Annotated in this window: 23 protein-coding genes; 5 read left to right on the top strand and 18 right to left on the bottom strand. The window is 65.8% G+C overall.

The annotated features are described in order from the left end of the window. The first annotated feature begins 10 nt into the window (after window positions 1-10). Together cydB and U0042_RS20880 are read left to right on the top strand one after the other, a co-directional pair. The gene (gene cydB, locus U0042_RS20885) at window positions 11-1,147 is read left to right on the top strand and encodes a cytochrome d ubiquinol oxidase subunit II (RefSeq protein WP_114809332.1); all 1,137 of its coding nucleotides are present in this window, start codon (window positions 11-13) and stop codon (window positions 1,145-1,147) included. Window positions 1,148-1,157: 10 nt separating this feature from the next. Then, window positions 1,158-1,355: a hypothetical protein gene (locus U0042_RS20880; RefSeq protein WP_114809333.1), complete on the top strand. Its 198-nt coding sequence runs from the start codon at window positions 1,158-1,160 to the stop codon at window positions 1,353-1,355. 151 nt (window positions 1,356-1,506) lie between these two features. Here U0042_RS20880 and nagE read toward each other — a convergent pair whose 3' ends face one another. The 5 genes from nagE to U0042_RS20855 all read right to left on the bottom strand — a co-directional run bounded on the left by nagE (window position 1,507) and on the right by U0042_RS20855 (window position 8,991). Continuing rightward, complete coding sequence (nagE, locus tag U0042_RS20875; RefSeq protein WP_114809334.1) at window positions 1,507-3,291, bottom strand: N-acetylglucosamine-specific PTS transporter subunit IIBC; 1,785 nt, start codon at window positions 3,289-3,291, stop codon at window positions 1,507-1,509. A 127-nt stretch (window positions 3,292-3,418) separates the two neighbouring features. Next, window positions 3,419-6,046, bottom strand: a complete 2,628-nt coding sequence (gene ptsP, locus U0042_RS20870; RefSeq protein WP_114809335.1) for a phosphoenolpyruvate--protein phosphotransferase — start codon at window positions 6,044-6,046, stop codon at window positions 3,419-3,421. 12 nt (window positions 6,047-6,058) lie between these two features. Further along, window positions 6,059-7,075, bottom strand: coding sequence for an SIS domain-containing protein (locus tag U0042_RS20865; protein WP_114809336.1), 1,017 nt, complete (start codon window positions 7,073-7,075; stop codon window positions 6,059-6,061). Then, window positions 7,068-8,168, bottom strand: coding sequence for an N-acetylglucosamine-6-phosphate deacetylase (gene nagA / locus U0042_RS20860; RefSeq protein ID WP_114809337.1), 1,101 nt, complete (start codon window positions 8,166-8,168; stop codon window positions 7,068-7,070). Before nagA ends, U0042_RS20865 begins: the two co-directional genes overlap by 8 nt. Window positions 8,169-8,256: 88 nt before the next feature. Next, window positions 8,257-8,991 carry a GntR family transcriptional regulator gene (locus tag U0042_RS20855; RefSeq protein WP_114809338.1) on the bottom strand — a complete coding sequence of 245 codons (735 nt, stop codon included), beginning with the start codon at window positions 8,989-8,991 and terminating at the stop codon, window positions 8,257-8,259. A 339-nt stretch (window positions 8,992-9,330) separates the two neighbouring features. Here U0042_RS20855 and U0042_RS20850 point away from each other — a divergent pair, with 339 nt between their 5' ends. After that, window positions 9,331-10,260, top strand: a complete 930-nt coding sequence (locus U0042_RS20850; RefSeq protein ID WP_114809339.1) for a bifunctional helix-turn-helix transcriptional regulator/GNAT family N-acetyltransferase — start codon at window positions 9,331-9,333, stop codon at window positions 10,258-10,260. 53 nt (window positions 10,261-10,313) lie between these two features. Here the strand turns inward: U0042_RS20850 and chrA are convergent, their stop codons facing one another. From chrA to U0042_RS20835, 3 genes are all read right to left on the bottom strand, one after another. Then, window positions 10,314-11,525: a chromate efflux transporter gene (gene chrA / locus U0042_RS20845; RefSeq protein ID WP_198665218.1), complete on the bottom strand. Its 1,212-nt coding sequence runs from the start codon at window positions 11,523-11,525 to the stop codon at window positions 10,314-10,316. 259 nt (window positions 11,526-11,784) lie between these two features. Continuing rightward, a complete protein-coding gene (locus tag U0042_RS20840; protein ID WP_114809341.1) occupies window positions 11,785-12,597 on the bottom strand; it encodes a MetQ/NlpA family ABC transporter substrate-binding protein in 813 nt (270 codons plus the stop codon). Between the two features lie 233 nt (window positions 12,598-12,830). Next, window positions 12,831-14,795 carry a methyl-accepting chemotaxis protein gene (locus U0042_RS20835; RefSeq protein ID WP_114809342.1) on the bottom strand — a complete coding sequence of 655 codons (1,965 nt, stop codon included), beginning with the start codon at window positions 14,793-14,795 and terminating at the stop codon, window positions 12,831-12,833. A 261-nt stretch (window positions 14,796-15,056) separates the two neighbouring features. On the opposite strand from U0042_RS20835, the gene U0042_RS20830 reads away from it, so the two are divergent. Then, window positions 15,057-15,347, top strand: a complete 291-nt coding sequence (locus U0042_RS20830; RefSeq protein ID WP_114809343.1) for a YciI family protein — start codon at window positions 15,057-15,059, stop codon at window positions 15,345-15,347. Window positions 15,348-15,411: 64 nt separating this feature from the next. Here the strand turns inward: U0042_RS20830 and U0042_RS20825 are convergent, their stop codons facing one another. From U0042_RS20825 to U0042_RS20805, 5 genes are all read right to left on the bottom strand, one after another. Continuing rightward, window positions 15,412-16,038, bottom strand: coding sequence for an SCO family protein (locus tag U0042_RS20825; RefSeq protein WP_114809344.1), 627 nt, complete (start codon window positions 16,036-16,038; stop codon window positions 15,412-15,414). Window positions 16,039-16,042: 4 nt separating this feature from the next. Beyond that, a complete protein-coding gene (gene cyoE / locus U0042_RS20820; protein WP_017772609.1) occupies window positions 16,043-16,948 on the bottom strand; it encodes a heme o synthase in 906 nt (301 codons plus the stop codon). 8 nt (window positions 16,949-16,956) lie between these two features. Beyond that, on the bottom strand, window positions 16,957-18,066 hold the full coding sequence (locus tag U0042_RS20815) for a COX15/CtaA family protein (protein WP_114809345.1): 1,110 nt from the start codon (window positions 18,064-18,066) through the stop codon (window positions 16,957-16,959). Between the two features lie 73 nt (window positions 18,067-18,139). Continuing rightward, window positions 18,140-18,820: an SCO family protein gene (locus tag U0042_RS20810; protein WP_198665219.1), complete on the bottom strand. Its 681-nt coding sequence runs from the start codon at window positions 18,818-18,820 to the stop codon at window positions 18,140-18,142. A gap of 91 nt (window positions 18,821-18,911) precedes the next feature. Further along, window positions 18,912-19,637, bottom strand: a complete 726-nt coding sequence (locus tag U0042_RS20805) for an SURF1 family protein (RefSeq protein WP_114809347.1) — start codon at window positions 19,635-19,637, stop codon at window positions 18,912-18,914. Window positions 19,638-19,736: 99 nt separating this feature from the next. On the opposite strand from U0042_RS20805, the gene U0042_RS20800 reads away from it, so the two are divergent. Further along, window positions 19,737-19,946, top strand: a complete 210-nt coding sequence (locus U0042_RS20800; protein ID WP_017772605.1) for a twin transmembrane helix small protein — start codon at window positions 19,737-19,739, stop codon at window positions 19,944-19,946. Window positions 19,947-20,102: 156 nt separating this feature from the next. Here U0042_RS20800 and U0042_RS20795 read toward each other — a convergent pair whose 3' ends face one another. The 5 genes from U0042_RS20795 to ctaD form a co-directional block, all read right to left on the bottom strand. Further along, entirely contained in the window at window positions 20,103-20,960 is an 858-nt protein-coding gene (locus U0042_RS20795; protein ID WP_114809348.1) for a cytochrome c oxidase subunit 3, read from the bottom strand. Window positions 20,961-21,102: 142 nt separating this feature from the next. After that, complete coding sequence (locus U0042_RS20790; RefSeq protein WP_114809349.1) at window positions 21,103-21,330, bottom strand: DUF2970 domain-containing protein; 228 nt, start codon at window positions 21,328-21,330, stop codon at window positions 21,103-21,105. Window positions 21,331-21,364: 34 nt separating this feature from the next. After that, on the bottom strand, window positions 21,365-22,006 hold the full coding sequence (locus U0042_RS20785; protein WP_114809350.1) for a cytochrome c oxidase assembly protein: 642 nt from the start codon (window positions 22,004-22,006) through the stop codon (window positions 21,365-21,367). 31 nt (window positions 22,007-22,037) lie between these two features. After that, window positions 22,038-22,172 carry a cytochrome oxidase small assembly protein gene (locus tag U0042_RS20780; protein ID WP_017772601.1) on the bottom strand — a complete coding sequence of 45 codons (135 nt, stop codon included), beginning with the start codon at window positions 22,170-22,172 and terminating at the stop codon, window positions 22,038-22,040. A 97-nt stretch (window positions 22,173-22,269) separates the two neighbouring features. Further along, window positions 22,270-23,883, bottom strand: a complete 1,614-nt coding sequence (gene ctaD / locus U0042_RS20775; protein ID WP_114809351.1) for a cytochrome c oxidase subunit I — start codon at window positions 23,881-23,883, stop codon at window positions 22,270-22,272. Window positions 23,884-23,895 lie beyond the last annotated feature (12 nt).

Genomic DNA, 23,895 nt, shown 5'->3' with positions numbered 1-23,895 from the left:
GAACAAGACCATGGAACTCTATCTAATCCTCAAAGTGCTCTGGTGGCTGCTGCTCGGCGTGCTGCTCATCGGGCTTGCGACGATGGTCGGCATGGACATGGGCGTGGGCGCGCAACTGCGCGTCGTCGGCCGCACCGACATTGAACGGCGCGTCGCGATCAACACGATCGCACCGCACTGGGACGGCAACCAGGTGTGGTTCATCCTGGGCGGTGGCGCGATCTTCGCGGCATTCCCGCTCATCTACGCCACTGCGTTCTCCGGCCTCTACATCGTGATGCTGCTGTTGCTGTGGACCATGATCATGCGTCCCATCGGCTTCGAGTACCGCAGCAAGATCGACTCGCCCACCTGGCGCAGCGCGTGGGACTGGGCCCTCGTGGCAAGCGGTGTCGTGCCGATGATCGTGTACGGCGCGGGCGTGGGCAACATGTTCGTGGGCGTGCCGTTCCACTTCAACTGGGACCTCACCTCGTACTACACGGGCAGCTTCATTACGCTCTTCAATCCGTTCGCGGTGCTCTGCGGTGTGCTCTCGCTGTCGCTCGCGTTGTACATGGGCGCGGCCATGCTCGTGGGCCGCTCCGAAGGCGCGGTCGCGCAACGCGCGAAGAGCGTGGCGACGGTCGCGGTGATTCTCGCGGTCGTGGTGTTCTCGGTGTGCGGCGTGTGGGTCTCGCAGATGCAGGGCTACCGTCTCGTGCATTCGGTCAGCCCGGCGCTTGCGCAAACGCCGTTGCAGCAGCAGGTCGTCGAACTGGCCGCAGGTGCCTGGCTCGGCAACTTCCACAGCTACCCGATTCTGTGGATCGTGCCGGCGCTCGGCTATGTGGGCATGATTCTCGGCCTGCTCTCGCTGCGCGCGGGTCGTTCGACGCTCGCGTGGTGGCTCGGCGCGATCGCATGGATCGGCGTGATCGGCACGGCCGGCACAGCACTCTTCCCGTTCCTGATGCCGTCGTCCAGCATGCCTAACCAAAGCCTCACCGTCTGGAACTCGGTATCGAGCCAAACGACACTCACCTGGATGACGGGCTGGACCGTGGTGTTCGTGCCCATCGTGCTGGGCTATACGAGCTGGGCGTTCCACGTGATGCGCGGCAAGGTCAAGGCGGACCAGGTCGAAACCGATCCGCACGCATATTGAGGAATTCGCGATGAAAACCCTGTTCCACTTTCTGATCCTCGCCGTGCTCGTCGTGATCGCCATCGTGATTGGCGTCGTGGTGGGTGCTTACGGCGCGTGGTACTTCTCGTGGCTGATCGGCACGATCATGATCGTGCTGTTCGCGGCGGCGGGCGGCGTGCTCTACGACACGCAACAGAAGGAGCGCCGCGCCGCGAGCGGCAAGTAAGCGCACCTTCGCTTCACATAGACAAACAGCACCCTCGGGTGCTGTTTGCTTTTGGTGGGTCGCGATGCGAGTGCGTTGCGTATCACCGGCGTGTCACCGGTGCATTGACCGGCGCATAGGCTTAGCGCTGCCTCGCATCACGTCGACAACATCACGCAGGCTGTGCCGCCGCTCCACCGCTTGGCGGCAAGAGCCGCGTCGACAACAACTGCGCGTAGCGTTGAGCCGCGAAGCCCGCGACGATGTGGAAGGTGTCGGCGGAGACCCAAGCCACGTCGAGCGCTGCGAGCCGCTGGCGATCGACCGCCGAAGGATCGCGCACGACCACACGCAGACGCGTCGTCGCAACGGCTTCGAGGGAAACGACATTGGTCGCACCGCCGAACACCGCGAGCCAGCGCACAGGATCCGGATCGAGCGGCCCCGCTTCGGCATCTGACGACGCCGTAGCCGACGCATTGGCCGCAACCGCGTTCTGTCCGACTGCGGAGCCACCTGCTGCGCTGCCCGCACCTGCCCCCGCCATCTCCGCGCGCATTTCGTCCGCGATGATGTCCGCCTCCGGACCGATGATCACCTGCACGCTGTCGCCGCCACGTTTGAGCACGCCGCGCGCGCCGATCGTCTTCAGGTCGGACTCGGACACCTTCGCCGGGTCCGCCACGGAAAGACGCAGACGCGTCGTGCAGGCATCCACCACCTTCAGGTTAGCGGCGCCACCCAGCGCCGCGATATAACGCGACGCGCGCGACACCGCCGCGCCCGCCGTGGGTGCAACGAAACCGCCCGTCACGAACGAATCCACCTGCGCCTGTTCCGCAGCCGGCTCGCGGCCCGGCGTGGCCATGTTGAACTTGCGGATGAAGAAGCGGAACAGACCGTAGTAGACCGCGCCGTACACGAGACCCAGCGGAATCGCTTCCCAACCCTTCGTGGAGAGCCCGTAGTTCAGCACGTAGTCGATGGCGCCCGCCGAAAACGTGAACCCCAGCTTGATGCCGAGCAGCGAGCAGATCGCAAGCGAGAGCCCTGTCAGCACGGCATGAATCGCGTACAGCACGGGCGCGAGGAACATGAAGCTGAACTCGATGGGCTCGGTCACGCCCGTGAGGAACGACGTGAGCGCCATCGAAAACAGCAGGCCGCCCACCGCCGCGCGGCGCTCCTTCGGCGCTTCGTGCAGCATCGCAAGGCACGCCGCCGGCAGGCCGAACATCATGATCGGGAAGAAGCCCGACATGAAGCCGCCCGCACTCGGGTCGCCGGCAAAGAAGCGGTGCAGGTCGCCCGTGACGGCCGCGCCGCCGCCGGGCGGCGTGAACGTGCCGAACACGAACCACGCGAGCGAATTGAGGATGTGATGCAGGCCCGTGACGAGCAGCAGCCGGTTGAGCACGCCGAACACGAACGTGCCGACGGCGCCCGCCGTGGTGAGCCAGTGGCCTGCCAGATCGATGGCCGCCTGCACCGGTTGCCACGCGTAGCCGAACACGATGCCGAGACCCATACACACGAGCCCCGTGATGATCGGCACGAACCGTTTGCCGCCGAAGAACGCGAGGTAGTCGGGCAGCTTGATGTCCTTGTAGCGGTTGTAGAGCAGCCCCGCCACGAGGCCCGCGATGATGCCCGACAGCACACCCATGTTGAGCTTGTCGTTGATGTCCTTCATCACGGCGATCTCGACGAGATAGCCGATCGCACCCGCAAGCGCCGCGACACCGTTGTTGTCCTTCGCAAAGCCGACCGCCACGCCGATGGCGAAGAGCAGCGGCAGGTTGTCGAAAATCGCGCCGCCTGCGTCCGCGATCATCTTGATGTTTAAGACATCGGGCTGGCCGAGCCGCAGCAGAATGCCGGCTACCGGCAGCACTGCGATGGGCAGCATCAGCGCTCGCCCGAGCCGCTGCACTTTCAGAAACGGATTGCCATCCATTGAGTCACCTCCTGGTCCCTGTCCCGCATGGAATTGATGTGGATTGAATGCGCTGCTTGATGCGTTACGTCGTGTGTTGCTTGATGCGAATCCGTGCCGAGAACTCCGCGCCACGAAAGCGGCAAGTTCAGTCCAGCGGCCAGGCTTCGCGGCTCATTGCCCGTACGGCCTGTGCCGATTCGAGCGCCAGCGCATCCTGGGCGCGCTGACGGCACAGCGGGTAATCGAGACTGCGCACGCGTGCCTTGATGGCCGGCACACTGACCGGGTCGACCGAAAGCTCGGTGACGCCGAGGCCCACGAGGAGCGGCACGGCGAGCGGGTCGCCCGCCAGCGCGCCGCACACGCCCACCCACTTGCCGTGCTTTTCGGCGCCCTGAACCGCGATGCCGATGAGACGCAGCACCGCCGGATGCAACCCGTCGGCCTGTGCCGCGAGATCGGGCCGGCAACGGTCCATGGCGAGCGTGTATTGCGTGAGATCGTTGGTGCCGATCGAGAGGAAGTCCGCGTGGCGCGCCAGTTGATCGGCCAGCAGCGCCGCCGAGGGCACCTCGATCATCACGCCCACTTCGATGCGATCCGTGCGGCCCTGCTCGCGCGCAAGTTCGTCGATACGCGCGCGCAGCCGCACCAGTTCGCCTGCGTCCGTCACCATGGGCAGCAGGATGCGCACCGCGCCCACGGGCTGCACGGCGAGCAGGCCGCGCAGTTGATCATCGAGCAGGTCCGGGCGCACCTGGGCGAGGCGAATGCCGCGCAGGCCGAGCGCCGGGTTCGGTTCGGGCGGCAGCGTCAGGTAATCCACTTCCTTGTCGGCGCCCACGTCGAGCGTCCGGATGATCGCGGTGCGGCCCGCGAGCGCGTCCGTAATGGCCTGATAGCTTTGCCGATGCTCGTCCACCGTAGGCGCCGCCGGACGATGAATGAAGAGCAGTTCCGTACGCAGCAGGCCCACCGCGTGGGCACCGTTTTCGACAGCGATTTTCGCGTCGTCGAGCGTGGCGATGTTCGCGGCCACTTCGATTGCGCGGCCGTCACGTGTGGCTGCCGCCTCACCCGACATGCGCCGGTTCGTTTCGCGCAGTTCGTCCAGCCGGTCGCGCTCGCGCCGCGCACGTTCGATCTCCTGTTCGCCCGGCGCATATTCGAGGCGCCCCGCGCTTGCGTCCACGACGACCTGCGTGCCTTCGGCGATCGCATGCAGCGCACTGCCCACGGCGACGAGCGCCGGAATACCGGTCTGCCGCGCGATGATGGCCGCGTGCGAAGTTGCGCCGCCGCCAGCCATCACGAGCGCCGAGACGCGGCTGCGGTCGAGCGACGAGAGGTCCGACGGCGTGAACTCGTCGGCGGCGAGCACGGCCTCGTCAGGCAACGCTCGGCTCGCGGCGCTGGAGCCGCCCAGCGCGCGCAGCACGCGCTTTTCGATGTCGCGCAGATCGGCGGCACGCTCGGCGAGCAACGAGTCCTTCACGTCGGCCAGCACGGCGATCTGCGCGCGAATGGCTGCGCGCCACGCGAAGCCCGCGCTCTTGCCGAGGCTGATGAGATCGCGCGCGGCGTCGAGCAGCGTGGGATCTTCCAGCAGCACGCGATGCACTGCGAAGATACCCGCTTCGCCCACCGCGCCGCGCTGCGAGGCTGCGCGCACGGTGGTGTCGAGTTCGGCATCGACGGCGGCGAGCGCCTTGTCCAGCAACCGGCTTTCGGCGGCGGGCGTGCCGGCCGCCTGCTCGACGGGTTCCACCTCGACGTTGTCCCAGCGCACGAGCTTGCCGAGCGCGACACCCGGCGACGCGCACACGCCGGCAAGCGTGTTGGCCGGCAATGCCGACGCGGCTTCGTGCGGCAGTTCACGCGGCGCGGGCGACGTATCGCGCGCACGCGTCTCTTCGACTTCGCCGTGCGCCTCGCGCAGCAGCTCGTTGGCCGCGGCCTCCACGGCCTTCGCCGCATCTCGGCCTGTCGCGACGAGTTCGACCGTGGCGCCCTCACCTGCACCGAGCGCCAACAAGCCGACCACACTTTCGATCGGTGCCTTGCGCGCGCCGAAGTGCACTTCCACGCGCGCATCCAGACCGCGCACCGCTTCGCGCACGCGAGCCGCAGGCCGCGCGTGCAGGCCGCCCGCGTGGGCGAGCGTCACAGTGCGGCGCGCCTCGCCGGCGGAAGCAGATGCTTCGGTGTGCGATTCAGTTTGTGCCTGAGTCACCGCGCTCGCCGCACTCGCCGATGCGGACTCGCCCGCTCCCCGCGCACGCAGCACGACCAGCGCGCTCACGCCGGCCTTCGCCGCGCCTGGCCGCGCGCGGTCTACCACTTCGAACGCATCCGAATTCGCGATGGCCACCACGGAAACGAGACTCGGCGCCATGCGGGCGATGAAGTCCTGATCGAACTCGATGAGCACGTCGCCCGCGCGCACGCTCGCGCCTTCCGCAACCTTCGGCGTAAAGCCCTCGCCATTCAGCGCGACCGTGTCGATGCCGATGTGCAGCAACACTTCTGCGCCCTGCGTGGTGCGAATGGTGAGCGCGTGTCCGGTGCGCGCGAGGTGCGCCACGACGCCGTCGCACGGCGCGACGAGCCGCCCGTCGAGCGGATCGATGCCGATGCCGTCGCCGAACATGCCTTCGGCGAACACGGGGTCGGGAACATCGGCCAGCGCCACGACCGGGCCGGTCAGCGGCGCCAGAAGAACAAACTGACCTTGAGCAGGATTCATCAGATGCGACTCCACGACACGTTCCATCAGGACTCTCGCTTAATGTGTTTCGGTGACTTTATGCAGATGGCGCGGCGTATCGGGATTGCGCCCGCGCGCGGCGGCGAGGCCGGCGGCCATCACATAGAAGGAAAGAATGGCGGGGATCGGGTCCAGTGCGGCATCCGCGGCCGGTTCGAGCGGCAGGGTCACGTCGGCGATGTCGGCCGCATCGGCGGGCGCCGCAAGCAGCACGCGCGCGCCGCGCGAACGCATGTCGCGTGCGAGCTGCACGAGCCCGGCCTGCTCGGGGCCGCGCGGCGCGAACACGAGCAGCGGATAGTCGCGGTCGATGATCTCCATCGGACCGTGCCGTACTTCGGCGCTCGAAAATGCCTCGGCCTGAATGCCCGACGTCTCCTTGAGCTTGAGCGCCGCTTCCTGCGCGATGGCAAGGCCCGTACCGCGACCGATCACGATCATCTGCGAGACGTCGCGCAGTTCGTCCACCGCCTTCGACCAGTCCAGCGTGCCCGCGCGCGAAAGCACGTCGGGCAGCGAGCGCAGCGCGGCCACGAGCGCTGCGTCGCGCTGCCAGTGCGCGACGAGCTGGGCCGAAAGCGAAAGCATCGCGATATAGCTCTTCGTCGCGGCCACGCTCAGCTCGGGCCCCGCGAGCAGCGGCAAGTCGTATTCGCAAGCCTCGGCCAGCGGCGAACCGGACACGTTCACAGCCGCCACGGTCAACGCGCCCGCGGCGCGCAGCGCCGTCATCGTGCCCACCAGATCGGGGCTCTTGCCCGACTGCGAGAACGCCAGCGCGAAGGCGTCGCGCACGCGCAGCGGCGCTTGCTGAAGCGTGGCGATCGACATGGGCAGCGACGCCACCGGCACACCGATGCGGCTCATCGTGAGGCTCGCGAAGTAGCTCGCCGCGTGGTCCGAGCTGCCGCGCGCCACGGTGAGTGCCACGTGGCGCGGCTTGCCTTCGAGCCTCGCCGCCAGGGCCTCGATGCGCGAGGTGTCGGCGAGTTGCGCGGCCACCGCGTCTGCCGACGCGAGCGCCTCTTTAAGCATATTCGACAATCGCTTCTCCTTCGACGTAGGTCGCCGTCAGCGCCAACGCGCGGTCGAATACGACGATGTCGGCCCACGCGCCGCGCGCAAGGCGGCCGCGATCTTCGATGCCGAGGTAGTCGGCGGCGTAGCGCGACATGCGGTTCGAAACGTCCTCGATCGGCAGGCCGAGCGAAACGAGATTGCGCAGCGCGACGTCCATGGTGAGCGTGCTGCCGGCGAGCGTGCCGTCGGCAAGACGCACGCCGCCGAGGCACTTGGTGACGTGCTGGCTGCCGAGCCGGTACTCGCCGTCGGGCATGCCGGTGGCCGAGGTGCTGTCCGTCACCACGTAGAGGCGCGGGATGGCGCGCAACGCCGCGCGGATCGCGCCAGGGTGCACGTGCAGCAGGTCGGGAATGATCTCCGCGTATTCGGCGTGCGCAAGCGCTGCGCCCACGAGGCCGGGATTGCGGTGATGCATCGGCGACATCGCGTTGAAGAGGTGCGTGAAGCCGCGCGCGCCGTGCTTGAGCGCGGTCACGGCGTCGTCGTAGGTGGCGAGCGAGTGACCGAGTTGCACGCGCACGCCGCGCGCCGCCATCTCCGAAATGATCTCGATGTGGCCCGCGATTTCGGGCGCCACCGTCACCACGCGGATAGGCGCGATGGAGAGGTACCTGAGCACTTCGTCGAGCACGGCAGATACCGCGGCGTCCGGCTGCGCGCCGAGCTTGCCCGGGTTGATGTACGGCCCTTCCAGGTGCACGCCGAGCACGCGCGCGCCGCCCGGCGTGCGGCTGCGCGCCACGCTGCCGAGCCCGGCCACGACGTTCATCAGTTCCTCGCGCGGGGCTGTCATCGTGGTGGCGAGCAGGCTCGTCGTGCCGTATTTGGCGTGGGTGCGCGCAATGGTTTCGATGGCGTTGCCGGCTTCCATCACGTCGGCGCCGCCGCCGTGCACGTGCAGGTCGATGAAGCCGGGCAGGATGTAGGGGGCGTCGTTGGTCGCCGGGTCGACGCGCTCGCCGGCAAGCGACGTGATGCGGCCATTTGCGGTTTCGAGCGTGCCGTGAATCCAGCCGTCGGGGGTCAGTATGTTTCCGGTCAGCATGTGTGTTCCTGGTGATGCTTCGGGTGATTCCTGAGTGATACGTGCGATACGTTCATGACTGATTCGCGTGGCGCTGTTCGTGTTCCCGCTACTGCAGCAGCTCCGCCACGAAATCGTAGTAACCGTCGCGGCAATACGTGTCCGTGAGTTCGATTGCCCGCTGGTCCGCGCTAAAGCCGACGCGCTTGATGACGAGCAGCGCCGAGCGCGGCTCGATCTCCATCAGCGCGGCAATCTCGCTCGTGGCGTTCACCGCGCGAAAGTGCTGCAGCGCGCGGACCACGGGCACGCCGCGTTCCTCGAGGTGGCTGTAGAGCGACACGCCGATCGCGTGCGGGTCGGGCACGATCGAGACCGGCAACGCCGAATGCTCGACGGCCATTACGATGCCGTCCGCGCGGCGCAGGCGCCGCAGGTTCGCCACCGACGCACCCGGCGACAAGCCGAGGTGCACGATCTCGTCGCGCGTGGCGGCACGAACGTCGCGCTCGAGCCATATGGAATCGGGCGTGAAGCCGCGCTGCTGCATCTTCTTCGTGAAGCCCGTGAGGCGCGAAAGCGGATCTTCCACACGCGGCGTGATGAAACTGCCGGCACCGCGCGCACGGCGAATCAGACCTTGCTCCACGAGCAACGCAATCGCCTTGCGTGCAGTGATGCGCGACACGCCGATGGCATCGCAGAGCGTACGTTCGGAAGGCAGCGCCTCGCCTGCGGACCAGACGCCGCACTGGATCGCCGTCGCCAGATTGCGCGCCAGTTGCAGGTACAACGGTGTGACGTTGCGCGCATCGGGCAGCAACGCGGACCAGCGGGTTTCCATGAGGGCTCGGGCGGGGAGAACGGTTGGGAGGGTCTTTCAGGCTGAGCCCATTATATAACCACAATAATACCAGTCAACGAACTGGATCCCGGCGTGCCGATCTTCAATCGAGCCTTATTTGACGGGCCTTTCTGCGATTTTCACCGGCGGGAACCGGCAGTTCGGCGGCATCGGGATTTACCCTGGCGACGCCTTGGTATCGCGTTTTCGGCATACCGCTTTAATACCACTTCACCACTCAAAACCTTGCATGCTGCGCACGCGGCCCGTTCCCATATCGAGAGGCGAACCCTATAGTTGTGCATCACAGGCAAAGACGAAAAACACGGGGAGGAGGAGTTGACTGAATCTGATACGTTGAGGCGCGCGGAGGCCGTCCGCCACTTCAATCGTTTTTATACGCGCCACATCGGCGCACTCCACGAGCATCTGCAAAAGAGCGCCTTTTCGCTGACGGAGGTGCGCGTTCTCAACGAGCTGTCGCGCGGCCGCGCGAACACGGCGGCGGCGCTCGCCCGCAATCTGGGGCTCGATACCGGTTACCTGAGCCGCATCCTCACGAGTTTCGAGCGGCGCAATCTGCTGACGCGCCGGCCGTCCGAATTCGATGCGCGTCAGTCGCTGCTCTCGCTCACGGAGCAGGGCCGCGCCGAGTACGAACCGCTCGAGAAGGCGGCCGTGGCCGAAGTGCGCGCGGTGCTGACGCGCCTGCCGCAGGCGTCGCAGCAGCAGTTGATCGGCGCGATGAAGCTGATCGAACGGCTGCTCGACGACCGGCCGCAGCGGGGTCTCGTGAAACTGCGCGCGCCGACGACGGGTGAGGCGAGCTGGCTCGTGCATCGTCAGGCGCAACTCATGGCGGCTGCGCATGGCTGGGATGCACGCTTCGAGGCGCTGCTCGCCCGCACCGTGGCCGGGTTCGCCGAGTCGCACGACGCGCAGCGCGAGGCATGCTGGATCGCCGAACAAGACGGCATGACGGTGGGCTCCGCGCTCGTTGCCGCGCGCTCGCAGGACACCGCGCGCGTGCGCATGTTTTACATGGAGCCCGACATGCAGCGCCTTGGCATCGGCGCGCAGCTCCTGGAGGAATGCGTGCGTTTCGCAAAGAACGCGAGCTACGGTGTGCTCTCGCTCTCGCTCGCCACGGTGATGGAAGACGCGCGACGGCTCGCGGCGCGCATGGGCTTTCACTGCGCGGGCAGCAAGGAGGCACACCGCTTCGGGCATCCGCTCACCATCGAACGGTGGGAACTCACGCTGTCGTGAGGTGCGCGAATTGAGCACGAACCAGGCGCAATCGGTACGCGCCTGGACTCGATTCAAAAGAACAGATACCCCGCGAGCGCGGAGATCGCGACCACGAGCCAGGGTGGCAAGCGGGCCGCCATCAGTAGCGCAAGCGCCACGAGTGCGAATGCGATGTCCGCCGGCCCGCGCAGCGCATTCACGCAGAGCGGCGAATAGAACGCCGCGGCGAGGAGTCCCACCACGGCGGCGTTCACGCCCATCAGCGCGTAGCGGCACGCAGCGAGGGCCCGCAACCGCTCCCACAAAGGCATCACGCCGATCACAAGCAGAAACGACGGCAGAAAAATGGCGACCACCGCAATGGTGGCGCCCACCACGCCCGCAGGCTGCTGGTTCGATACCGCACCGAGAAACGCCGCGAACGTGAAGAGCGGACCGGGCACGGCCTGCGCAGCGCCGTAGCCGGCAATGAACGCTTCCGGCGTGACCCAATGCGGCGGCACCACCACCTGTTCGAGCAACGGCAACACGACGTGACCGCCGCCGAACACCAGCGAGCCGACGCGGAAAAAGCTCGCAAACAGATGCAGCGGATAGTTGCCGGAGACGGTGGCGAGCGCAGGCAGCCCGAGCAGCAGCAGGACGAAGAGTCCGATCATCAGCACGGCGTGCACGCGCCCACCGGCGCCGATCGCTTCGCTGTGGCCGCCCATCGCCGGCAAACGGCCACGCAGCAGCCAGCCCGCCAGCGCGCCCAGTACGAGCACCGCGAGTTGCGCGAGCGGCGTTGCGAACGCCAGCATGATGGCCGTGGATACGACGGCAATCGCCACGCGCGGACGGTCGGGCGCGAGCGTGCGCAGCATGCCCCACAGCGCCTGCGCCACCACGGCGACGGCGACGAGGCTCAGCCCGTGCAGCCAGCCGGCTTGCGCCGTCGCACCGTGTCGGCCGACGAGAAGCCCGAACGCGCAGAGCAGCGCCGCGGACGGCAGCGTGAAGCCAGTCCACGCGGCGATCGCGCCTGCGATGCCGCCCTGGCGCAGCCCGAGCGCGATGCCCACCTGGCTGCTCGACGGTCCCGGCATGAACTGGCAGAGCGCAACGATGTCGGCGAACGCAGCGTCCGTGAGCCACGCACGGCGGCGCACGAATTCCTCGCGAAAGAAGCCGAGATGCGCGATCGGTCCACCGAAACACGTGAGCCCGAGCCGAAGGAAGATCGCGAAGATCTCGAATACGGACGGCCGTGTGGGCGCGGCGGGGCGGGAAACGGAGGGCATGCGGTCGTCCATGTCGGTCGGGATGCGGTCACGTTCGAAAGGTGCGGCGCTTGGGGCGTATCGCCTCGCGCACATCGCTTCGGGCTGCGTCGCGCGACATGCTAGCAGTGTCGGGCCGAAGCGGTATGCAAGGGGCGCGTGAGGATGGCGAGGCGCTCGCATATCCGCACCAAAGCGACGAAGCAGCGAAACGGCACGGCAAAACAAAACGCCACGGCAAAGCGTGGCGTTGTCGATCATAAAAGCTGGCTGCGCCGCTTTAGAACGAGGGCACGACGGAGCCCTTGAACTGCGTCTTGATGAACTGGCGCACGTCTTCCGACTGATACGCAGCCACGAGCTTCTTCACCCACGGCTTGTCCTTGTCCTGCGTGCGCACGGCGATCAGGTTGGCGTACGGGCTGTGCACGTCTTCGAGCGCGATGGCGTCTTTCGTCGGCTGCAGTCCCGCAGCAAGGGCGTAGTTCGTGTTGATCGCGGCGGCGTCGACGTCGGCGAGCGAGCGCGGCAGTTGCGCTGCGTCCAGTTCGACCAGCTTCACCTTCTTCGGATTTTCAGCGATGTCGAGCGGCGTCGCGTTGCTGCCGCTCGCGCCTGCGCCGGCGCGCAGCTTGATCACGCCTTGTGCCTGCAACAACAGCAGCGCGCGGTTCTCGTTGGACGGGTCGTTGGGCACCGCGACCTTCGCGCCTTGCGGGAGGTCCTTCAGCGACTTGAGCTTCTTCGAGTAGACGCCGAGCGGCGAGATGTAAGTCAGCCCTGCGCTCACGATCTTGTAGCCGCGCTGCTTGATCTGGCTGTCGAGATACGGCTGGTGCTGGAAGCTGTTGGCATCGAGGTCGCCTGCGTCGAGCGCCGCGTTCGGCTGCACGTAGTCGTTGAACTCGATGACCTTGACGTTGAGGCCTTCGCGCTTCGCGACTTTATGGACGACGGACCAGATCTGCGCGTCGGGGCCGCTGATGGTGCCGACCTTGATGACGTTCTCGTCGGCGCGAGCACCGAAGCTCGCTGTGAACGCGGTTGCCGCGACGGCGGCGGAAAAGAGCTTGAGGAGATTTCTGCGCTGCATGGGATAGTTCGACTGACGTGATTCCGGGTTCTGTCGCGCCGGCAGGCCTGATGCCATACCGGCGGCGACATAAATGGTCTCATATGCCGGAGCCATTGAGAAATAACGGAATCGAATACTGGTATGCGGGGCGCGGTGCGGCGCTGTGTTGCCGAGGCAAGGCGCGAGATGCTCCTGCACCGTCGCGCGAGATGCCGCGGCGCGACGGGCGGGTGAAGCTTCGGGGGTTTCGGTTAGAACGTCGTCCAGTCGTCGTCTGCGGGGACGGCCGCGGACCGCGGCGTAGCGCGTGGAGTGACGGCTGCGGTGGCGGCTGGCGCGACGGCAGCCGTGTCGGCAAGCGGCGGCGTCGTGACGGCCGCGGATGCCGCGGCACCTGCCGAGGCGGCCTTCCGCGCCTTTGCGGGCTGCCCATGCTCGCGGCGACCGGATGCCACGTCGGCGGTCGCAACGGTCGAAGCGTTCGGGGCAATAGAAGCAGCGGAAGAAGCCACCGCGGCCTTGCCCGCCGAAGCAGAACCGCCAGCCTCCGCGCGCTTCGGCGCGGGCAACGCCGCGCGAGCGGGCGCGGCTGCCTTTGCGTTCACGGCTTTGGCGCCATCTCGCGTCGACGCACCATCCGCAGCCGATGCCCGACCACTCGCCGCCGCGCCGTCCACACGGAACGCACTCACGGCCTCGCGCAGCTTTGCCGCCTGATCCTGCAACGATGCCGCCGCCGCCGTCGCCTCTTCCACCAGCGCGGCATTTTGCTGCGTGACCTCGTCCATCTGCGTCACCGCGCGGCCCACCTGGCCGATGCCGCTGCTCTGCTCCTCGGAGGCGGCCGCGATCTCACCCATGATGTCCGTCACGCGACGCACGGCCTGGAGAATCTCGCCCATCGTCGCGCCCGCCTGTTCGACGAGCGACGACCCGTTGTTCACGCGCTCCACCGAGGCATCGATCAACTGCTTGATCTCTTTCGCCGCGGTCGCCGATCGCTGCGCGAGGCTGCGCACTTCACCGGCCACGACAGCAAAGCCGCGGCCCTGCTCGCCCGCACGCGCCGCTTCCACGGCCGCATTCAGCGCGAGGATGTTGGTCTGGAACGCGATGCCTTCGATCACGCCGATGATGTCCGCGATCTGGCGCGAGCTGTCGTTGATCTCACCCATCGTGCCGATCACGCGGTTCACCACGTCGTGGCCCTTCGTCGCGATTTCGGATGCGTTGTTCGCGAGTCCGCTCGCCTGGCGCGCGTTGTCGGCGTTCTGCTTCACCGTGGCCGTGAGCTGCTCCATGCTCGCGGCGGTTTCCTGCAGCGAGGCGGCCTGCTGCTCGGTGCGCTGCGAAAGGTCGCCGTTGCCGGCCGCGATCTGTTTCGTCGCGGCGGCAATGGATTCCGCGGAGTGCCGGATTTCACCGATAGTGCGTTGCAGCCGGTCCTGCATGTCGCGCATCGCGGCCATCATGCTGCTGGAGTCGCCGTTGCGAACGTGGACCGATTGCGAGAGGTCGCCGCGCGCGATGTGCTTCGCGAGACGCAGCGCGTCTTCGGGCTCTCCGCCCAGGCTCTTTCGGACACTGCGGATCACCACCAGCATGGCGAAGGAGATCGCCACGCCGATCACCACAATCGCGCCGAGATGCGTGAGCAGCGTCTCGTAATAGGTGGTGTCGATGTCGCGGACGAACACCGCGGTCGAAATGTTCCAGTCCCACGGCGCGAAATGCACGACGTAGCCGATTTTCGGCAACGCGGTTTCGCTGTGCGGCAGGCGCCCGCGGTACTCGGTGAAGCCGCGACCCGTCGCTTTCGCCGCATCCACGATCGAGACGTAGACCAGCTTGCCGTCCGGGTCCTTGAAGTCGCCCGCCGCTTTGCCGACCATCTGCGGCAGCGTCGGATGCATGAGCACGACGGGCTTCGAATCCATCACGAACACGTAGCCGGCGTCGCCGTAGCGCATGGTGGAGAGTCGCGCGAGCGCCTCACGCTGGGCGTCTGCCTCGCTCATCTTGCCCGCCTGGGCGAGCGTGTAGTAGCCGTTCACGACGCCTTGAGCGGCGTCCACCAGATTCGCCATGCCGGCTTTGCGCTCGGCCAGCATCGTTCCGCGCGTTTCCACCGCACTCCACAGCCCGACGCCCAGCAACCCCAGCCAGACGAATGCGAGCGACAGCCACAGCTTGCGGTTCAGACTCATCCTGCTCATAGCGTTGGTCTCTTCTTGTGGGTTTCTTGCGTGAGGCGCCCGCCCGAGAGCGCGAACGACGCGCAAACGCAGACGCAAACGATTGCCGCAGGTATAACGGCATCGCGAAGAGTCAACTTGAGAGAAAGTGTAAGGAAGGTCTGGAGACGAACAGCCGCGCCTGTCTCACCCGAAGGCAGGCACCGAACACGGCTGCGATAATGAGCCCTCACGCGCACCCACGCGCTTCACGACGACTCCACACACAAAGACGAGGCCCTCATGTACGTCATCTCGCTCACTTACACGGCACCGCTCGACCGCATCGACGACGCGCTCGAAGCCCATCGGGCGTTTCTCGCGAAGCACTTTGAAGCGGGCGTGTTCATCGCGGCGGGACCGACTGTGCCGCGCAAGGGCGGCATCATCCTGGCGGTGCGTATCGAGCGGGAGAAACTGGACGCCATTCTGGCCACGGACCCGTTCGCCCAGCAAAATCTGGCGACGTATGACATCGCGGAGTTCAAGGCTACTCGGCTCGCACCGGGTCTCAATTTCCCGATTCCGGCTTGAGCCGGGCGCGATTTGGAGAATAGCTGGAGAGGGGCCGCGCCGCGCACACGGCGCGGGCTCCGCTTCAATCGAGCAGCAGCTTGAGATCGTGCACCCACGGCTGTGCGCCCTGCCCGTCGCGGGCGAAGAGACGCAGCTTGCCGTCGGGATCGAACACGTAGCTGGCGGCAGTGTGGTCCATGGTGTAGCTATCGGGCGTCTTGCCCGGCACCTTCGCGTAGTACACGCGGAAGTCTTTGGTGATCTTTTGCAGCTGCGCGTCGTTGGCGGGGCGCAGCGCGACGAACGTCGGATTGAACGCCTGCACGTATTGCGACAACAGCGCAGGCGTATCCCGTTCCGGGTCCACCGTCACGAACAGCACCTGCACGCGCTTCGCGTCCTCGGGACCCATCTGCTGGAGCGCCTGCGAAAGCTCCGCCATCGTGGTGGGACATACGTCCGGACAGTGCGTGTAGCCGAAGAACAGCACCACGGCTTTGCCCTTGTAGTCGGCGAGCGTGCGCGTTTTGCCGCTGGTGTCGGGCAGCGAGAAATCCGAGCCGAACTGCTTGTTGCCGGTGAGATCGAGATTCTGGAACGCCGGCTGCTGTTTGCCGCAGCCCGAAACGAGCACCGCGCTGCCCAAGGCGCACACAACGAGCGCGACCAGCGCCACGCGCGACGCGCGTGCGAGCGGAGAGTTCTGCATGGTCTTATGCGCCAATGAGCGTGCGCACGTAGTGATCGACCAGCAGCGCGACGAACAGCAGCGAGAGATAAACGATGGAGTAACGGAAGGTCTTGCGTGCGAGCGCGTCCGAATACTCGCGATAGATCTTCCACGCGTAGCCGAGAAACACCGCGCCCAGCAACACGGCAGCGGCCAGATACACGGCACCGCTCATGCCGGAGATGAACGGCATCAGCGTGACCGCGAAGAGAATCACTGTATAGAGGAAGATGTGCAGCCGCGTGTACTGCTCGCCGTGCGTGTTGGGCAGCATCGGCAGGCCGGCCTTTTCGTAGTCCGTGCGGCGGTAGAGCGCGAGCGACCAGAAATGCGGCGGCGTCCACACGAAGATGATGAGCACGAGAATCCAGGCGTCGCCCGGCACCGCGCCCGTGACCGCCGCCCAGCCGAGCGCGGGCGGCATGGCGCCAGAGGCGCCGCCGATCACGATGTTCTGCGGCGTAGCGGGCTTCAGCAGCAACGTATAGATGACGGCATAGCCCACGAACGTGGCGAACGTAAGCCACATGGTGAGCGCATTGGTGAACGTGTAGAGCGTCCACATGCCAAGGCCGCCCAGCACGGCCGAAAAGAGCAGGATCTGCACGGTGGTGATCTCGCCGCGCGCGGACGGACGCCAGGCGGTACGGCGCATCATCGCGTCGACCTTCTGCTCCATGAGGCAATTGATGGCGAAAGCGGCGCCGGCGGTGAGCCAGATACCGATCGTGCCCCCGATCAGCACGGTCCAGGGCACCATGCCCGGCGTGGCGAGGAACATGCCGATGACCGCGCAGAACACCGCGAGCTGCGTGACACGCGGCTTCGTGAGCGCGATGTACTGCGAAATGCGGTTACCGGGCGTCTGGGAGAGAGTTGTGCTGTCCATAGGTGGGATCACGCTGGCGCGGCGTCGCGCGCGAGTTCGACCGTGCGGCCGGGACGGCTTGAAGCGATTCGAAAGTTTAGCATGACGAGCAGTAGCAGCAGGATCGCCGCGCCTCCGTTATGGGCCACCGCGACGGGCAGCGGCCACTGCAACACGATGTTCGAAAGTCCGGTGATGAACTGGATCACCACCACGAGCAACACGCCGTTGGCGGGCCGCACCAGCGACTCGAAGCGGCGCAGCTTCAGCGCAAACCAGATCAGGTAAGCCACCACCACCAGCGCAAAAGTGCGATGCGTCCAGTGGATCGCCACGAGCGCGTCCTGGGTAATCGCCTCGCCGTCGCCGGTCATGCCGAGCGCGCGCCAAAGGTGAAAGCCGTGGGCGAAATCCATGGGCGGGATCCAGGCGCCGTTGCACGTCGGGAAGTCGGTGCAGGCAAGTACCGCATAATTCGTGCTCACCCAGCCACCCAGCGCGATCTGCACGACGAGCAGCGCGAGTGCGGCGAGCGCGGCCACACGCCAGCGCGCCGCTTCGGGCTCGTAGGCAGGCAACGGCGTGATGCGCGCCGCGAGCCATCCGAGCGTGCCGAGCAATGCAAGGCCGAGCAGCAGATGCGTCGTGACGATGATGGGTTGCAGCTTCATCGTCACAGTCCAGGCGCCGAATGCGCCTTGCACCATGATCAGCAGCAAGAGCGCCGTGGGCCACCACGGCGATACGTGCAGCGGCCTGCGGCGGATGCGCGCCGCCCACGCGATCACGGTCTGCGCAATGATCAGCACGCCGATGGCCATGGCGAAATAGCGGTGAATCATCTCGATCCACGCCTTGGTCATGCTCACGGGGCCGGTAGGCATGGCCTGATGCGCCGCCGCGATGGCCGCGTGCGCAATGAACGGCGACGAAGTGCCGTAGCAGCCCGGCCAGTCGGGACAGCCCAGGCCTGAATCGGTCAGGCGCGTGAAGCCGCCGAACATGACGAGGTCCAGCGTCAGGAACGTGGTGACCCAGACGAGCTTGCGGAACCGGCTGTCGTCGGCTTTCACCCAGACCCACGAGAGCGGCAGCAGCGCGATGCACAAGCCGATCAGACCCAGTTGCAGTACAAACATCTCTTCTCTCTTTCCAATCTCAGGCGAGGCGCACGCACGCCGTTGCGCACCCTTGCACGCGAACCCGCCAGTATCAACCGATACTCGACCACTTGAGCAATTTAGTGACGTCTCCTTTGATCTTGCTCGGGTCCGGATCCTTCGGGAAACGCATCATGAGGTTGCCGTTCGGGTCGACCATGTAGATGTGGTCCGTTACCGCGGTGCCGGCGTCCACGGGCAGCCAGGCCGAAACGGCGGACGGATCGGCGATCAGCATGTCGGTGTCGTCGTACGCGCCCAGCACCGCGGCGGGCACGTTGTGCCCATCCGTGCGCAGCCACACGTTGACGATGCGCTCACGCTCGCCGGCCTGCGTCGCGCGCACCTGGCGCATGAAGTAGAGCTTGGTCACGCAGGCTTTGTCGCAGGCGCTGCGGTCCACGGAAATCAGCAGCCAGCGACCGCGCAGCGAGGCAAGCTTCATGGGCTTGCCGTCTTCGCCCGTCACGACGAGCGACTCGGGAATCGGGCGCTGCGGTTCGATCAGCGTGCCGTAGCTCGACGTGCCGCCCTTCGGCTTGAAGACGTAATACGCGAGATACGACGCAATCACGGGCGCTGCGCACACGAGCGCGATCAGCAGCACGACCCAGCGGCCGCGTTCCCATGACCCGCGACCACCTCCGGTCGGCGCACTGCCGGCGCCTGGGCGGCTGGACTGCGAAGCACGCCCCGTCGGACGATCCGGTCCGCGGGAGGAAGTAGTTTGCATCGACACGACATGAACCTCTTTCTTTCAGCCGCACGCGTCGGCGCATTACCGGCGGCGTGCGATAGGGATGGTGGCACCGCGCCCAGCGCGGTTACGCCTCAGACGTTTCGGACGCGCGCGGTTTCTTCGCGGCGCGGCGCGCGGCATACAGGCCGAACCCCAGGGCTGCGGCCGCCATGCCCCACCACTGGAACATGTAGCCATAGTTGCGCTCCACGCCCATGGTGGGCACCGGCCAGTCGCGCACGAGACCATCGTGCGTATCGTTCGTCTGCTGAATGACGAACGACTGCAGCGGCAAGCCCGTTTCGGTCGCATACGAAGCGACGTCGAGATTCTGGCGGATCGTCTGATGCGCCGCCGACCCGCCCTGCCCAAGTTCGAATGCGCGAGACGCATCGGCTCGCGCGATACCTTCCACCTGCACCTCGCCCGTGGGCGTCTGGTAGGGCGCGATCGACGTGCGGTCCTGCATGTTGCGCGGCAGCCAACCGCGGTTCACGAGCACATATCGGCCATCGGCAAGCTTCAGCGGCATGACGACGTAGAAGCCCGGCTGGTCGTTATACGGCCGGTTGTCGAGGTACACCACCCGCTCCGGCACGAACGTGCCCGTGGCCCGCACGCGATGAAATTCGATGTCCTTCAGCGCGACGGGTTCGGAGCCGATGGTCTGAGCGGGCGCATTCTCGAACTGCGTGATGCGCGCTTCGAGCGCCTCCTTCTGATGCGCGCGGTCACGCTGCCAGAATCCGAGCCGCACCGTCACAGCCACGACAATCAGGATAAGCAGCGCGGGAAGCCAGCGAATCTTCATCGTGCGCCGCCCTCGCCTCGCCCGCGGCAGGGACGCAACGCCGGTCGGGGTGCGATAATTGCGCTATTTCCTCTATCTCGCCGGATTTCCGCAGGTTCCATGCACATTCTCGTTCCCATCGCCTTCGCACTCATCATTGCCAGCATGATCTCGGCGCTGTATTTCATGATGCACGACCGGGGCCGCACGAAGCGGATGGTCTGGTCACTCGCGGCGCGCGTGGGGCTGTCGATCTCGCTGTTCCTGTTCATCCTGTTCGCACACTGGATGGGCTGGATCCAGTCCACCGGCATTCCTTACGGGCGCTGAAGCGCGCAATCGCCGTTCCCTCGAGCTGGAAGCAAAACGCCGCCGTCGACGTCGCCTTGACCTGTGTGTCGAAAGCGGCGTCGAGGGCGGCGTTGTATGGCTCGTTCGAAGTCCGGCGCGCAGCGTTCCGTTTCGCTGCGTACTGACCGGCTCGCCTTACAGCCAGTAGACGACCACGTAGAGACCGAGCCAGACCACGTCGACGAAGTGCCAGTACCAGGCGGCGCCTTCGAACGCGAAGTGGTGGTCTGCCGTGAAGTGACCGCGGATCAGGCGGATCATCACCACCGCCAGCATCGTGCCGCCCAGGAACACGTGGAAGCCGTGGAAGCCGGTCAGCAGGAAGAAGGTAGAGCCGTACACGCCCGACGACAGCGTGAGGTTCAGTTCGTTGTACGCGTGGAAGTACTCGAAGCCCTGCAGGAACAGGAAGCAGATGCCGAGCACGAGCGTTGCGGCAAGCCACGCAATCGCCTTCGTGCGGTGGTTGTCGCGCAGCGCATGGTGCGAGACGGTCAGCGTCGCGCCCGACGAGAGCAGCAGCGCCGTGTTGATGGTGGGCACGGGCCACGGCGTCATCGACTTGTAGGCCGACACGAGCGAAGCGGGACCGTTGTTCGGCCACACTGCCGAAAAGTCAGGCCAGATCAGCTTGTAGTCGAGGCTTGCCAGCTGGTGCATCGCAATTTCGCGCGCGTAGAACAGCGCACCGAAGAACGCGCCGAAGAACATGACTTCGGAGAAGATGAACCAGCTCATGCTCCAGCGGTACGAAGTGTCGACGCGCTTGCCGTACATGCCGCCTTCGGACTCGGCAATGGCGTCGCCGAACCAGTGCCACAGCGTGAAGAGCAGCCACAGCAGGCCCGCGGCCGCCGTGATGGGCGCCCACGACTCGCCATTCACCCATGCCGCGAGCGACGAAAGCATCACGAGCAGCCCGATGGATGCGCTGATCGGATGCCGCGACGGATGCGGTACGAAATAGTACGGGCTCTCGTTTTGACCGCTCATTCTTGATTCTCCACTTCAGTCCAGTTGTTCCGGAATCTCCGGCTGTATCTTCTCCGGCGCAGCGTGGCCGCCGCATCGGCTTGCTTCCTTGCTGCGTCCACCTTCCTGCCGCTGCCCGCAGACGCGTGGCAGTCGCGCCGCGTCAGCCCACCACGAGGTGCACCACGAAGATCAGCACCCCGATGAAGATGGCCGCGCCGATCACGCCGGCGATGATCAGGTGCAGCGGGTTCAGTTGCGCCGCGTCGGCCTCCAGGTCGCGACGCTTGCGCACGCCCAGAAACGACCATGCCACCGCCTTCACCACCTGCCCAAACGTACTCTTCTGGCCGCCGCTATTGCCTTTGTCTTTGTCGCCTTCGGCGCTCATGGCTATTCGCTCCCCTCGCTCTGCCATCGTGTTCTCAAGCCGGGTTGCGTACCGCACCGGCGGCCGTCGCGCCTGTCTGCTGCGTTGCCGCGTCCGTTGCCGGCGCGGGCGTGTTCAGCTCGAAGAACGTGTACGACAGCGTGATCGTCTTCACATCCTTCGGCAACTTCGGGTCAACCACGAATACCACGGGCATCCGCTTCGTTTCGTTGGCCTGCAGCGTCTGCTGCGTAAAGCAGAAGCATTCGATCTTGCGGAAGTACTCCGTCGCCACCTTCGGCGCGTAGCTCGGAATGGCCTGGGCCTTCACGATGCGCGCCTGCTCGTTCGACACCTCGTACATCACCGTCGTGACTTCGCCCGGGTGCACGTCGAGACTGTGTTGTTCGGGTTTGAAGCCAAGCGGGCCGCGCGCGTTCGCATCGAATTCGATCGACACCGTGCGGCTCATGTCGACCTGCGTGTTCTTCGCCTCGCGCGCCGTCGCATCGCGCTGCACGAGGTTGTTGATGCCGGTGATCTGGCAGATCGCGCGATACATCGGCACGAGCGCAAAACCAAAGCCGAACATCAGGCACGCCACCACCACGAGCTTCACCAGCATCGAGCGGTTGAACGACCGATCCGCCCGGGATTCGGCCGGGGAATCTGCTTCAGTGCGCGGCTGCGTCGACATCGAACTTCCTCAACAAACCATCAGGCCGGCGTCAGCTGAACAGCCACTGCTTGATGACGGCACCCACAAAAAAGACGGCGACGATAGCGAGCAGGATCATGCCGAGTCGCAGGTTGGCTGCGCGAATCTGCTCGGGCGTACGTCTTTTTTCTGGATTCCGGGTCATGCGTGAATTTGGGAGACTTCACGCTCCCCAGCCTCGTTGCCCGCGAAGGACGCGAGACCAGGGAGCGTTGCTGCATCTGTTGCCGCAAGCGGACGAGTTATTCGACCGTCGGCGGGTTTTCGAACGTGTGGAACGGAGCCGGGCTCGGGACCGTCCACTCGAGGCCCGTCGCGCCATCCCACGGCTTGTCCGCCGCCTTTTCGAGTTCGCCGCCGCCGCGATACGCGGGCAGCACGACCGCAAACAGGAAGTACACCTGCGCGAGGCCAAAGCCGAATGCGCCGATCGTCGCGACCTGGTTCCAGTCCGTGAACTGCGCCGGGTAATCCGCATAGCGGCGCGGCATGCCGGCGAGGCCCACGAAGTGCATCGGGAAGAACGTGACGTTGAAGAAGATCATCGACGCCCAGAAGTGGATCTTGCCGCGCGTCTCGTTGTACATCCAGCCGGTCCACTTCGGTGACCAGTAGTACCACCCCGCAAAGAGCGCGAACAGCGACCCCGCCACCAGCACGTAGTGGAAGTGCGCCACCACGAAGTAGGTACCGTGGTACTGGATGTCGAGCGGCGCCATGGAGAGCATCAGGCCCGTGAAGCCGCCCATCGTGAACACGAACAGGAAGCCGATCGCGAACAGCATCGGGGTTTCGAACGTGAGCGAACCGCGCCACATCGTGGCCACCCAGTTGAACACCTTCACGCCGGTCGGCACCGCGATCAGCATCGTCGCGTACATGAAGAACAACTGGCCCGTGACCGGCATGCCGGTTGCGAACATGTGGTGCGCCCAGACCATGAATGACAGGATCGCGATGGATGCCGTTGCATAGACCATCGAGCTATAGCCGAACAGCGGCTTGCGCGAGAACGCCGGGATCACCTGCGACACGATCCCGAACGCCGGCAGAATCATGATGTACACCTCGGGGTGCCCGAAGAACCAGAAGATGTGCTGGTACATCACCGGGTCGCCGCCGCCTGCCGCGTTGAAGAACGACGTACCGAAGTGGCGGTCGAACAGCACCATCGTGATGGCACCCGCGAGCACCGGCATCACGGCGATCAGCAGGTACGCGGTGATGAGCCACGTCCACGCGAACATCGGCATCTTCATGAGCGTCATGCCCGGCGCGCGCAGGTTCAGGATCGTCACGATGATGTTGATGCCGCCCATGATCGACGATGCGCCCATGATGTGCACCGCGAAGATCGCGAAGTCCATGCCCGGACCCATCTGCGTCGAGAGCGGCGCGTAGAGCGTCCAGCCCGCGGCCGTTGCACCGCCCGGCGCGAAGAACGAACCCACCAGCAGCACCGCAGCCACCGGCAGCAGCCAGAAGCTGAAGTTGTTCATGCGCGCGAAGGCCATGTCCGATGCGCCGATCTGCAGCGGAATCATCCAGTTCGCGAAGCCGACGAACGCCGGCATGATCGCGCCGAACACCATGATGAGGCCGTGCATGGTGGTCAGCTGGTTGAAGAACTCCGGCCGCATGATCTGCAGGCCCGGCTCGAACAGTTCGGCACGGATCATCAGCGCCATCACGCCCCCCGAAAGGAACATGACGAACGAGAAGATCAGGTACAGCGTCCCGATGTCCTTGTGGTTGGTCGCGAAGAGCCAGCGGCGCCAGCCGTGCGGCGTCTCGTGCGCATGGTCGCCGTGCACGTGCTCGTGGCCTCCGACTACATCGTGTCCGATGCTAGACATGACAATCTCCTA

The organism is Paraburkholderia kururiensis (genome assembly GCF_034424375.1).
Classification (GTDB): domain Bacteria; phylum Pseudomonadota; class Gammaproteobacteria; order Burkholderiales; family Burkholderiaceae; genus Paraburkholderia; species Paraburkholderia kururiensis_A.
This window is presented reverse-complemented; position numbering and strand designations above follow the sequence as displayed.